We start from the raw sequence: 12,232 nt of genomic DNA on the forward strand, positions 1-12,232 counted from the left end.
ACTGACAGTGTACCGCCTATCCCTGATATGCCTCCTGCTTTGCGCCGCCCTTACGGGGACGGTCCGCGCCGGCGACCGGGATACTTTGTCGGCAGACTTCTCCCGGCCCGTGGACGGGCTCGATATCCGCCATTATCTTTCGGTTTATACCGGTAACGCTACCGCGTCGCAGGCGCAGGGGCTGGATTACCGGCATGACACGTCCATTTTCCACCGCCATAAAAAACTGCTTTTCCAGGAAAACGACGCCTGGTTCCGGCTTACCATCCGCAATACCGGACCTGTCGATTCCGTGCTATATCTTTTTGCCGGCTGGCAGGAACGTTTATTTTTTTATTCGGAAGACGCGTCCGGCGCCCTTCGCCACGAAACTTCCGCGGGCATGATGCTGCACCAGCAGGGGGCCGACCGCTGGGATAGTTACGCCTTCCCGCTCCATGTGGCCGCCGGGCAGGCGCGCACCTTCTATCTCCACCTCGAAAATCCTTACTACCGCGAAAACGAGCTGATGCCCGTGCTCTACGACGCCATCCATTACGCGCATTTCCGGCACCGGCAGGCAGACCGGTTCAAAGGAGAGGCACTGGTGATCCAGATCGTCATCGGCATGCTACTGGTGCTCCTGAGCATTACGATCATCAATTACATCCAGCTGCCCGACAAGCCGAGCATGTACTTTTCGGCCTATCTGCTGGGGCTGATCCTGTTCTTCTGCCTGCGGCTGGAAACGAAGCCCTACCAGCTGTCGTTCTTCCACAGCATGCCCATGCTGAAATATTACTGGGACGTGCCGGCGCTGATCTCCTGCTTCTATTTCATGTCGATGCTCTTCGGCAGGGCGTTCCTGAACCTGCGGGAGCGGTTCCCGCTGATGGACAAATATTATTTCTACAGCAATATCTTCTACGGCGCCTGCATCGCGGCCTGCATCGTTTTGATGTGGATGGGCGATTACACGCTGCCGGGGCAGATCTTTACCTGGGCTACGTTCCTCTCGCTGATACCTTTCGGGATTTCTTTCGTGGCCCTGGGGCGGAGAATGCGCCATCACCCCCTCATCCGTTTTTTCCTGTACGGCTCCCTGGGGCTGTACCTGCTGGCGATCTGGTCGTTCTTCCGCAATACGGAACCGGTGCCCTTCACGCCGTTGCCCGAACTGATCACCCCGTATTCGCTGCTGGTGGTGGGCGTGCTTGTGCAATCCCTCAGTTACGCCGCGGGCCTCAGTTACCGGAACAAGCTCGTACACCAGGAAAAAACCCGTACACAGGAGCTGCTGATCAAACAGCTGAACAAAAACAAGGAACTGCAGCGCAAGCTCAACGAGCAGCTGGAAGAGCTGGTGCGGGAGCAGACCACCGAGATCGTACGCCGCAAAACAGAACTGGAAGAACAGCGGAAACTGCAGATGGAAGCGGAATACAGCAAGAAATTCGCGGAAATTGAACTGAAAGCCATCCGCGCCCAGATCAACCCTCACTTCATCTTCAACTGCCTCAACTCGATCCAGCTGTTCGTTATGCAGCGCGATTACGAGCACGCGCAGAAATATTTATCTGATTTCTCGTACCTGATCCGCAAGACGCTGGACTTCTCGCGCCGCAATTTTATTTCCCTGGCCGACGAAATAACCTATTTAAATACTTATCTTGGTCTGGAGAAGATGCGGTTTGAACAAAAGATGAGTTTCGAGATTCTGATGGACCCCACCCTCAATACGGTCGAACTGGAGGTGCCTGCCATGCTGCTCCAGCCGTATGTGGAAAATGCCGTCAAGTATGGGATGACGAACGAAGAGCACACAACAGGACTATTGACCATTCGCTTTACCATGATCGCCCACGATATGCTGGAATGCATCGTGGAAGACAACGGCCTCGGCATCACGCGTTCGCGGCAGCTGCGGACCCTTCCGGGCCATCACCAGTCTTCCGGCATGGAAATCAGCTTCAACCGGGCAGAGCTTTTGAACAAAATGTACAATACCGGCATCCAGATCGAAATCATAGACAAATCCACCCGCGGGACACAGGAAAGCGGCACCATTGTGAAGGTGCTCATACCCCAGTTGTAAACGGGAGACCAAATTGGAAGACCCATGATCCGTGCAGTAATTATTGACGACGAGCGGAACAGCAGGGATATTATCGCCCTGATGCTGCAACGCTATTGCCCCGACATCGAAGCCGTGGCGCAGGCAGCCAATTGCCGTGAAGGCATCGCGCGCATCCGCGAGCACCGCCCGCAACTCGTATTCCTCGACCTCGAAATGCCCGATGGCACTGGGTTCGACGTTCTCACCGGCGCCTACGACGCCACTTTCGAAACCGTATTCGTCACCGCGTTCGAGAAGCGCTACCTCCATACCATCCGCCTCAGCGAGGTGGAGCTGATCCTCAAACCTATCGACCGCGAAAGCCTCCAGCAAGCCGTGCAGGCTGTTCGCCAAAGGCTTGACCATCCCGGCAAACAGGAACGGTACGACGTATTGCTGCACAACTTCGGCAAATCCGCCAAAGACGTGCGCCAGATCGTGATCCCACTGGCTGAAGGCGGCGAATACATCGCTTCCATCGAAAACATCGCTTACGTCGAAGGCAGCACCGACCGCACGCTTTTCAGTCTTTCCAACGGCGACCTCCTCCAGTCGAGGCGGCCTTTCCGGTATTATACCGAGCTTTTCGCCGGCATGCGCTTCTACCAGATCAACAATCACCAGATGGTGCAGCTGCCGCATATCCGGCACATCGATCACGATAAGCTGCAATTGCATTTGCACAATAAATCCGTGCTCGATATCACCGAGCGCAGGAAGCGGGAACTCACCGCGGCATGGAAACAATTGTAACCGCTACATCAACCATCCTGCCAGGATGCAGGCGATAACGATAACGGGAGAAGGTAATTTGGTCAGGCAAAGCAATCCCAGCGTAACCGCCATGATCAGGATGTTGTACCAGGTTACGGGGATGGAGATGAAGAGGAAGATAGTAGCCGCCCACATCACACCCACCACCACGGCATTGATGCCTTCGAGGGCGCGGTAGATCACCACATGTTTTTTCAGGTTATTCCAGATGGGAAAGAAAAAGAGCACCAGGAGCATGCTTGGCAGGAAGATGGCCACCGGCGCGAGGATGCAGCCAAGGAACTGGTACCCCGGCCCCAGGCTGCGCATCACCATCCCACCCACATAGGCAGACACGGAGAAGGTAGGACCCGGCATCGCCCGCATGATCCCCGCACCCGTCAGCAACTCTTCGGCCGACATGAACTGGCTCTTGGAACGGAACACATACTGCTCCAGCATCATCGCGATGAGGATATCGCCGCCGCCAAATACGAGGCTACCGAAACGGTAAAAGTTTTCGAAAAGGTTGAAGGGACGGCGGGTGATCCAATCGTTGGTACGCGCCAGCTCGGACATAAAGCCCGCCAGCAGGAATATCAACGCAAAAAGCCAGAGGTTCCCCCACTGAATTTTCTTGCGGGGCTCATTGATATCGGGGATGCGCTTATCGCTGAAGTTGGAAATCGTGCCGCCCAGGATAATCAGGGCGGGGAAGGTCCAGGGAGATTTGAAGAAGAACGCCGCCGCCAGGGCTACGCCCATGATAAAGAAGGTGGCCGTATTGCGGATGCTGATCTGGTAGGCCCGGATGCCGCCGAAAGCGAGGAATCCCACGGCCATCGGTTGCACGTACTTGAAGATATCCACGTTCAGCGCCCGCTTGTCCATGTATTGCAGCAGGAAACTCAGGGAGCCCATGAGCAGGCAGGCCGGCGTGATCCAGATGGCGAGGGTGGCAACGGCCAGGGGAACCCCGCCGCGCTTGTACCCGATGAGCGTCAGCGTCTGCGAGGAAGAGGCTCCTGGCAACAGCTGGCAGAAGGCGTTGTATTCCATCAGCTCCTTCTCCGTCACGTCCCGGCGTTGCTGCACAAAGGTTTTCATCATCATAGCCAGGTGGCCCTGCGGGCCCCCGAATGCCGTGAAGCTGTGCAACAATACTGCTTTTAAGAATGAGATGTGACGTAAAAACACGTTCGGATATCAGTTCGCCCCCCAATTTCCAGTAAAATAATGAGATATTCAAATCCTGCGGAGGAATGTACCTGATAATCCGTCGGTTAGCAAGGCATAATAGTTGTACTGATAATTCCGTGAAACTTTTGAAATCGTTTAGGCGTTAAAGCAATAACAACTGTCTACATGAAACGTCTTCTGACTGGCTTTCTCCTTGCGCTGGCATGTTCCGTCCAGGCACAACGGTCGAACTACAACAGCCAGGCCAACTGGCAGCGGTTCTCCCTTCAATCGGACCATGCAACGCCCGCCCGTGGCGATACCTCCCTCGTTTTCGTCTCCAACCGGTTCATCCACCCGGATAGTCTCCGGTTCGTCGACGAGTTCATCGACACGTCTTCACTCAAATTCTTTTTCCTCGAAAAGCAAAATGGCACCTGGAAGGTGTTCCAGGAGCCCACGCTCCGGGAGGCCATGCAGCACCTGCCGCACCACCGGGATATCGTGGTGTATGCCGAAGGGATGGGCAAGATCTTCACCAACAACGTGGAGCGGGCCCAGCTGATGCGTGCGCAATACGGCGTGAACGTGGTGATGTTCGATTATGCGAGCATCAACAGCACTTATAAGCCGTCGAAGAATTTCAAATTCGCCCGGCAGAACGCGAAATTATCAGCGGGGCAATACCGGCAGTTGCTGGGGATGATAAAAGCCGCCCGGGAGGCGGGCGAACCCTGGACCGAGGGCGTTTCCATTTCCACGTTCTACCACAGTATGGGCAATATCATCCTCGAACAAATGATGAAAGGGGATGTGGCAAACGAGTTTGCGGCGGATGGGAAGCCGTACGTCGACAATCTCATCATCAACGCCGCCTGCGTGCCGATGAAGCGGCATGCCCGTTGGGTGGAAAAGATCCATTTCGCGAAGCACATTTATATCCACTACAATAAACGTGACCTCCAGCTCAAAGGTGCGCACCTGCTTACTATGAAGCGCCAGCTGGGCGAGAAGGTAACCCGCCGGCAGCGGGCGGCCAATGCGCATTATGTCAACTTCCTGGAAGTGGCGCGCTGGCAGCATAGCTATTTCATGAATTTCCCCTACAACGAGTACCGGCTCAACCCGGCCATGGTGGCTTATTTCGGGAGGCTGTTCAACGGGCAGGGAGTAACCGCAGGGGAGCTGACGGCGCTTCAGGCGAGCGCCCCCGCGGCTACGGTTTCCAACTAACGGTTCCGCATCATTTCAGCGATGGCCAGGCCGGGCGCCTGTACCTGCGGTCCGGGAGCGGCGTCGGTGCGTAAAGCGTCTGCCTCGGATGTACCCGATATTCTTACGGGAGGGAGCGTAGGCAGTTCGCCCGCTCTTTCGGTTTGATTACCGCCGGTGATGAGCCTCATGTCTTCAATCGCCAGCGGGTTGAATTGTTGGGTATGCATGCCGCTACTAACAGATCACCTTGCCTTCCGGTTTCCGTTCATTTTGTTCATTCTTTAATTCCGCTGCGCAGGCTGTTCATTACAAGGCAAAAAATACCCGGAGCGGGGGCTCCGGGCACACAAAGCTATTTTATTTCTTGAGCCCGATTTCGCGCAGGCGCTCGTCGAGGTACGCACCGGCGGTAATGGGAGGATATTCGGCGGGATGCGTCGCGTCCACACATTGCGGCAAGCAGGTAAGATCCATGTCTGACTTGGGATGCAGGAAAAACGGGATGGAAAAACGGGAGGTATTCCACAGTTCGCGCGGCGGATTAACGACGCGGTGCGTGGTGGATTTCAAGCGATTGTTGGTGAGGCGCTGGAGCATGTCGCCCACGTTCACCACAATCTGATCGGGCAGGGAAGTAACAGGCACCCAATCCCCCTGTTTGTCAAGAATTTGCAATCCGTCGGCCGAAGCGCCCACGAGCAGGGTAATGAGGTTGATATCCTCGTGTTGTTCCGCTCGGATGGCCGAAGCGGGCTCCTGGGTGATAGGCGGGTAGTGGATGGCGCGGAGGATGGAATTGCCGTTGTGCACCTTTCCGTCGAAGAAATGTTCATCGAGTCCCAGGTAGATCGCAATGGCCTGTAGGAGGGCGGCGCCGCTGTCTTCGAACCCGCGGAATGCACGATAGAGTGTGGGTGTGAATTCGGGCACTTCTTTCACGGTCACGTTGTTCGGATAGGCGTCTTTCACCGGGTCTTCATCTTCCACCGACTGACCGAACTGGAAAAATTCCTTCAGGTCGGGGGCATCGAAACCTTTGGCGTGTTCTTTCCCGAAGGAGGTATATCCGCGCTGGCCGGCCAGCTCCGGTATTTCGTACTTGCTTTTGGTGCTGGAGGGCAGCTGGAAGAAGGCTCTGACGTTATCATACAACTGTGCGATGAGCTGGTCGGAGATACCATGGTTTTTAACGGCCACGAACCCGACTTCTTCATATGCTTTACCCAGCGCTTTCACGAAGGCTGCCTTCTTTGCGGGATCACCGGATCGGAATTCCGCCAGGTCAACGGAGGGGATGGAATGAACGGTTGCCATATCGATAGTGTTTTGGAACACTAAAGGTAAGGGAAAAACCCTGCCGCCGAACGGCTCAGGGCTGCAACAATTTCTCTTCCTGCGGTGTTATGTCCGCCAGCGCGTAGCGCGCCACCTGGTTGATCTTCATCTCGTCGAGCGCATCTACCACATTGCCGTAGCTGGCGCCGTTTTCCGCCTTGATCAGCACGATCAGTTCATCCGCTTTTCCATACTTCGCGGCTACGGCGCGTTGCCTGGCGCGGATCACGTCGCCGATGCCGCTGCTGGCGGAAAAGCTGCTGTGATGGATCGTGGGCGGCTTCGCGGGATCTTCGCCCTGGCCTTCGTACCACGAAATGGTGCTGTTGGCCCTTACGATGAGGGTCATGGATTTGCTTTCGGGCACGGCAGTGTGCGGCCCGTCGGCCGGCATGATGAGCGGGAGGGCTTTGGGCTCGGCCATGGTTGTGGTGAGCATGAAGAAGGTGATAAGGAGGAAGCCGAGGTCCACCATGGGCGTCATGTCTACCCGGGTCGAGCGTTTGGAAGCGCGACGGCGGCCTTTGCGGTTGTTGTCGGGGGAGGAGGTAATTTCTGCCATAGGGGGGATGGGTTTGAAGGTGAAGAAATTCCGGCGGCAGGATCGAAACCCGCCGCCGTGATTACACACACTGTATTGTTTTGCTCAATTGACTGTAGGATGCAGGCGGCGGGTAATTCCATAAAAAAAAGCAGGCGCGGGTGGCGCCTGCTTTCGTATGTGCATGATGGGTGATCTTTAGAATTCTGCGCTCTTGGGCGTGCGGGGAAAGGGGATCACGTCACGGATGTTGGTCATACCGGTCACGAACAGCACGAGGCGTTCGAAGCCGAGCCCGAAACCGCTGTGGGGAGCGGTGCCGAAGCGGCGGGTATCCAGGTACCAGTAAAGTTCTTCCACGGGGATGCCCAGCTCGTTCATGCGCGCCACCAGCTTGTCGTAGCTTTCTTCGCGCTGGGAGCCGCCTACGATCTCGCCGATGCCGGGGAACAGGATGTCCATGGCGCGAACCGTTTTGCCGTCTTCGTTTTGTTTCATGTAGAACGATTTGATGGCGGCGGGGTAATCGGTGAGGATCACGGGTTTTTTGAAGTGTTTTTCCACGAGGTAGCGTTCGTGCTCGGACTGGAGATCCGTGCCCCAGGCGTCTACCGGGTAGGTGAACTTCTTATTTTTATTGGGTTTGCTGTTGCGGAGGATTTCGATCGCTTCGGTGTAGGTGATGCGTTCGAATTCGTTGTTGAGGACGAATTCGAGCTTTTCGATCAGCCCCATATCGCTGCGTTCCGCCTGCGGTTTTTGTTTTTCTTCGTCGGCCAGGCGCTGGGCGAGGAATTCGAGGTCTTCGCGGTTGTTGTCGAGCGCGAATTTGATGACATATTTAATGAATTCTTCAGCGAGGTCCATATTGTCTTTCAGTTCATAGAAAGCCATTTCCGGTTCGATCATCCAGAATTCGGCGAGGTGGCGGGCGGTATTGGAGTTTTCGGCGCGGAAGGTGGGGCCGAAGGTGTAGATATCGCCGAAGGCCATGGCGCCAAGTTCTCCTTCGAGCTGGCCGGACACGGTGAGGTTGGTGGATTTTCCGAAGAAGTCTTCTTTATAATCGATTTCACCGGCTTCGTTGCGGGGCGGGTTCTTCATGTCGAGGGTGGTAACCCGGAACATTTCGCCGGCGCCTTCCGCGTCGGAGGCAGTGATGATGGGCGTGTGGAGGTATACGAAACCTTTCTGGTGGAAGAACTGGTGGACGGCGAACGCCAGGGAGTGGCGGGTCCGGAAAACGGCGCCGAAGGTGTTGGTGCGGAAGCGCAGGTGGGCGATTTCGCGCATGAATTCCAGGCTTTGTTTTTGGGGCTGGATGGGGTAGGCTTCGGCGTCGCAGTCACCGAGGATCTCCAGGCTGGCGGTTTTCAGTTCCACGCGCTGGCCTTTGCCGAGCGAGGGGATGATTTCGCCGGTGACGCTGATGGCGGCCCCGCGGGTGATGCGCTTAAAGGTGGCGGGGTCCATTTCCGCTTCCTGTACCACTACCTGCAGATTATTATTGGTTGAGCCATCGTTCAGCGCTATAAACTGGTTATTGCGGAAGGTGCGCACCCATCCTTTAACCGTTACTTCATAGTTTGTCCTTTCGTCCTGGAGGACCTGCCTGATTTTTACTCTTTGGCTCATATCAATATGTGTTTTGAATTGAGTTGCAAAAATAGACAAATTCGGATGACGAAAATCCGCTTTTTAGCAAGGGGCGGGGATTACAGGGGCTGCGGTGCATGACGGTAAATCGCTATGCGTTAGGCCGCTATGTTCAATATTTTTTTGGAGAATCGTAAAATTAGTCATAATCTTGTATCCTCAATCTGTCTGATTAAGTTCCTTTTTTGCCATCTTCATCAGCAGTCACCCACCACAGGTGATCCCTATCAATTTAATGATCAAGACTTTATTATTGACGCAAAACAATTATTTGTTAATTGGTGTATGTTGGTATGCAGTGGTACCCACCTTTATGACACTTCTAAAATTTGACAAAAACAGATGATGTACGACATCTTACAATTGAACGACATGCTCGTTCCTGAACTACTTGACATCGCCGAGAAGCTGGAAATTCCCAATGCAAAAAAACTGGACAAGCAATCACTTATTTATAAAATACTCGATAAACAAGCTGTGATAGCATCAGAAGATAAGCCTGGAAACGGAGATGAAAAGAAAGTGAGGAAACGGAAGCCGGTAGGAACGAAGAAAGACGAACCCGCACCGGCCTCCACCCCACAGAAATCAGCTCCCCGCCCCGAAGAAGAAGAAGAAAAACCCGCCGCCAAGAAAAGCCGAAAAGCCGCCACCACAAAAGTTTCCAAATCAGAAGACGAAGAAGAAATCAAAGCTCCTCCGGCCAAACGGAAGATCGATATCGATCTGGATATCCCGTCGCTGACGTTCGATGACGACGACGATATCGTGCTGCCCGCGCTCACCGAAGAGGAAGAAGAAGCGGCCGTCATCCCGGAAGAAGAAGCGGAAGACGACTTCGTGACCGTAACGGAGCCCGTGGCCCCCGTTAAACAGCAGCCTGCCGCCAACAATCAGCAGCAGCAGCAACATAAATACCCGAAAAAAGAACCTGTATTCAATATCGAATTCGATGGCGTTATCCTCAGCGAAGGCGTCCTGGAAATGATGCCCGATGGCTACGGTTTCCTCCGCTCCTCCGATTATAACTACCTCAGTTCGCCCGACGATATTTACGTTTCTCCCAGCCAGATCAAACTCTTCGGCCTCAAAACCGGTGACACCGTTCGCGGCTCCGTTCGCCCGCCGAAAGAAGGCGAAAAATATTTCGCCCTGCTGAAAGTGGAAACCATCAACGGCAAAACACCCGAAGAAGTGCGCGACCGCGTTCCCTTCGATTACCTCACGCCGCTGTTCCCCTTCGAGAAACTGCACCTCACCACCACCGCCAACAACTACTCCACCCGTATCATCGACCTCTTCACGCCCATCGGTAAAGGCCAGCGCGGCCTCATCGTGGCGCAACCGAAAGTAGGTAAAACGATGCTGCTGAAAGAAGTGGCCAACGCCATCGCCACCAACCACCCCGAGATTTATCTCATGGTTGTGCTGATCGATGAACGCCCCGAGGAGGTGACCGACATGGAGCGCTCCGTAAAAGCGGAAGTGATCGCCTCCACGTTCGACGAGCCCGCCGAAAAACACGTGAAAGTATCCGCCATCGCACTGCAGAAAGCAAAACGACTGGTAGAATGCGGCCACGATGTGGTGATCCTGCTCGACTCCCTCACCCGCCTCGCCCGCGCCCACAACACTGTGGCCCCCGCGTCCGGCAAAGTGCTCTCCGGCGGTGTGGAAGCGAATGCCATGCAGAAACCTAAACAGTTCTTCGGCGCCGCCCGCAAAATTGAAAACGGCGGTTCCCTCACCATCCTGGCCACCGCGCTGATCGACACCGGCTCCAAAATGGATGAGGTGATCTTCGAAGAATTCAAAGGTACCGGCAACATGGAACTCGCGCTGGACCGCCGCCTGGCCAACCGCCGCATCTTCCCCGCGATCGATGTTACCGCATCGTCTACCCGCCGCGACGATCTGCTGCTGGAAAAGGACGTGCTCCAAAAAGTATACATCCTCCGCAACCACCTGGCCGACATGAACACGGAAGAATCCATGAACTTCATGCTCCAGCACATGCGCGGCACCCGCAGCAACGAGGAATTCCTGGTAACGATGAACCGCTAATCACCGGTTTCAACGATATTAAAAACGCCACTGCTATTGCGGTGGCGTTTTGCTTTATACGAAAGTCGTAAATAGAGGTGATTTTCCGTTTTACAACATGGGCATAAGTGAGAAGAGGCTGCCTTTTTCGTTTAACAGCATGCACTAAAAAGAAGAGACTGCCAGTGGCAGCCTCTTGCTTTTTCTGTAAACTGATTTCCGATTATCGATGTGGGTATGCTATGATAAGGTCCGTATGCGGCTCCTGTGCCGATTGTACGGCCATAGGGCCTCCCGGCGGCGCCGGCGGTCTTGGCGGTTCGGGCGGGCGTTGGCCGTGATGCGGGCGTGGAGGCTTCGGCGGCCGTGGGGGCCGGGGCACTGCGCACGATGCCGCAAATAAAATCGTAGCCAGTGCAATCACTCCTCCTGATCTCCAATTCCTTTTCATATCCTGAGTTTTTAATGCCTGTGTTTTTTCTGCTGGCCGGGTGCGAAGGGCTTGGCAGATTTGGTGCCGTAATACTTCTTCGCCTGACCCGGCGGCATGGGTTTGCCATGTCCGTGGTGATGATGCCTTTCCACCACACAACTTCCAAACATCAATGTTCCTGCCAATGCAAACAGCAGGTGTATCCGGTTAAATCTCATAGTTGGTTACGTTAATTACACCCTGTAATGCAAGATGCAAGCCAAAATCATCAACAAGCAACGGAAAAGAAAAAGGCATTGTCCGTCAGGGACAATGCCTTTATAAAAAACGCTAATGTTTCAGCATTAGAACAGGAAGGAAGCACCTACGTTAAAGCTTCTGATGAAGTTGAAATCAAAGTTGCTGTACTTTTTCTCAGCACCACCGTTTTCAGGTTTAACAGTCATGTTGCTGTAAGACAGGCCACCGAGGTTACCTTCCAGCATCAGGCGCTTACCTACCAGGTAAGAGATACCGGGCATGATGTTAGCGCGGATTTCGTTGGTTTTGCTCACTTTCACATCCGCTACTTCGTTGCTGCCGAAACCGTAGGCAACATTTGCTTCGCTGGTGAAGTACACTTTGGAGTCAGCAATCTGGCAATAGTTACGAACGAAAACGCCAGGAGCGATCATCGAGGATTTGTCTTTAGTGCTAACTTCGCCTGCTTCGGTTTTCTTGGTACCGAAACCGCCGTCAACGAATACACCAACCATCCATTTGTCGGACAGGGCGTAGCCTGCTTTAGGGCTGATGGTGATTTTGCTTTCAGAATACTTGCCGTCCACGCCGTCTGTTTTCTCGGTGTAGGAGTTAAAACCGAGGGTACCGCCAACCAGGAAGTTACCTTTCTGCACCTGGGCTTTAGCGAATTGGGAACCGAACAGGGCCAGCGCGGCCATAACGATCATCTTTTTCATCTGTCGTACAATTTTGAGTTTAA

At 54.3% G+C, this 12,232-nt stretch carries 11 protein-coding genes; 4 read left to right on the forward strand and 7 right to left on the reverse strand.

Annotated features, from left to right (window positions below; all coding sequences use genetic code 11):
* The first annotated feature begins 7 nt into the window (after positions 1–7).
* Both WJU16_RS11725 and WJU16_RS11730 read left to right on the forward strand, forming a co-directional pair.
* Positions 8–2,074, forward strand: coding sequence for a histidine kinase (locus WJU16_RS11725; protein ID WP_341838495.1), 2,067 nt, complete (start codon positions 8–10; stop codon positions 2,072–2,074).
* A 24-nt stretch (positions 2,075–2,098) separates the two neighbouring features.
* On the forward strand, positions 2,099–2,848 hold the full coding sequence (locus WJU16_RS11730; RefSeq protein WP_341838496.1) for a response regulator: 750 nt from the start codon (positions 2,099–2,101) through the stop codon (positions 2,846–2,848).
* A gap of 3 nt (positions 2,849–2,851) precedes the next feature.
* Here the strand turns inward: WJU16_RS11730 and chrA are convergent, their stop codons facing one another.
* Positions 2,852–4,045: a chromate efflux transporter gene (chrA, locus tag WJU16_RS11735; protein WP_341838497.1), complete on the reverse strand. Its 1,194-nt coding sequence runs from the start codon at positions 4,043–4,045 to the stop codon at positions 2,852–2,854.
* Positions 4,046–4,213: 168 nt separating this feature from the next.
* Here chrA and WJU16_RS11740 point away from each other — a divergent pair, with 168 nt between their 5' ends.
* Entirely contained in the window at positions 4,214–5,260 is a 1,047-nt protein-coding gene (locus WJU16_RS11740; protein WP_341838498.1) for an alpha/beta hydrolase, read from the forward strand.
* Here WJU16_RS11740 and WJU16_RS11745 read toward each other — a convergent pair.
* From WJU16_RS11745 to asnS, 4 genes are all read right to left on the reverse strand, one after another.
* Positions 5,257–5,469, reverse strand: a complete 213-nt coding sequence (locus WJU16_RS11745) for a hypothetical protein (protein ID WP_341838499.1) — start codon at positions 5,467–5,469, stop codon at positions 5,257–5,259. The genes WJU16_RS11740 and WJU16_RS11745 overlap by 4 nt on opposite strands.
* Before the next feature lie 130 nt (positions 5,470–5,599).
* On the reverse strand, positions 5,600–6,556 hold the full coding sequence (locus WJU16_RS11750) for a 2-oxoglutarate and iron-dependent oxygenase domain-containing protein (RefSeq protein ID WP_341838500.1): 957 nt from the start codon (positions 6,554–6,556) through the stop codon (positions 5,600–5,602).
* A 55-nt stretch (positions 6,557–6,611) separates the two neighbouring features.
* Complete coding sequence (locus WJU16_RS11755; protein ID WP_341838501.1) at positions 6,612–7,139, reverse strand: biopolymer transporter ExbD; 528 nt, start codon at positions 7,137–7,139, stop codon at positions 6,612–6,614.
* Positions 7,140–7,316: 177 nt separating this feature from the next.
* A complete protein-coding gene (gene asnS, locus WJU16_RS11760; protein ID WP_341838502.1) occupies positions 7,317–8,753 on the reverse strand; it encodes an asparagine--tRNA ligase in 1,437 nt (478 codons plus the stop codon).
* Positions 8,754–9,146: 393 nt separating this feature from the next.
* On the opposite strand from asnS, the gene rho reads away from it, so the two are divergent.
* Entirely contained in the window at positions 9,147–10,838 is a 1,692-nt protein-coding gene (rho, locus tag WJU16_RS11765) for a transcription termination factor Rho (RefSeq protein ID WP_404980344.1), read from the forward strand.
* 441 nt (positions 10,839–11,279) lie between these two features.
* On the opposite strand, the gene WJU16_RS11770 is transcribed toward rho, so the two are convergent.
* Entirely contained in the window at positions 11,280–11,468 is a 189-nt protein-coding gene (locus tag WJU16_RS11770; protein ID WP_341838503.1) for a hypothetical protein, read from the reverse strand.
* Between the two features lie 126 nt (positions 11,469–11,594).
* A complete protein-coding gene (locus tag WJU16_RS11775) occupies positions 11,595–12,209 on the reverse strand; it encodes an outer membrane beta-barrel protein (protein ID WP_341838504.1) in 615 nt (204 codons plus the stop codon).
* Between the last annotated feature and the right edge of the window lie 23 nt (positions 12,210–12,232).

It is taken from the genome of Chitinophaga pollutisoli, assembly GCF_038396755.1.
GTDB classification, from domain to species: domain Bacteria; phylum Bacteroidota; class Bacteroidia; order Chitinophagales; family Chitinophagaceae; genus Chitinophaga; species Chitinophaga pollutisoli.

What these genes read in the sequence shown, in the direction of transcription:
- WJU16_RS11730 (WP_341838496.1), top strand. Translation starts at nt 2,099, where the DNA reads ATGATCCGTGCAGTAATTATTGACGACGAGCGGAACAGCAGGGATATT.
- WJU16_RS11740 (WP_341838498.1), top strand. Translation starts at nt 4,214, where the DNA reads ATGAAACGTCTTCTGACTGGCTTTCTCCTTGCGCTGGCATGTTCCGTC.
- WJU16_RS11745 (WP_341838499.1), bottom strand. Translation starts at nt 5,469, where the DNA reads ATGCATACCCAACAATTCAACCCGCTGGCGATTGAAGACATGAGGCTC.
- WJU16_RS11750 (WP_341838500.1), bottom strand. Translation starts at nt 6,556, where the DNA reads ATGGCAACCGTTCATTCCATCCCCTCCGTTGACCTGGCGGAATTCCGA.
- WJU16_RS11755 (WP_341838501.1), bottom strand. Translation starts at nt 7,139, where the DNA reads ATGGCAGAAATTACCTCCTCCCCCGACAACAACCGCAAAGGCCGCCGT.
- asnS (WP_341838502.1), bottom strand. Translation starts at nt 8,753, where the DNA reads ATGAGCCAAAGAGTAAAAATCAGGCAGGTCCTCCAGGACGAAAGGACA.
- rho (WP_404980344.1), top strand. Translation starts at nt 9,147, where the DNA reads ATGCTCGTTCCTGAACTACTTGACATCGCCGAGAAGCTGGAAATTCCC.
- WJU16_RS11770 (WP_341838503.1), bottom strand. Translation starts at nt 11,468, where the DNA reads ATGAGATTTAACCGGATACACCTGCTGTTTGCATTGGCAGGAACATTG.
- WJU16_RS11775 (WP_341838504.1), bottom strand. Translation starts at nt 12,209, where the DNA reads ATGAAAAAGATGATCGTTATGGCCGCGCTGGCCCTGTTCGGTTCCCAA.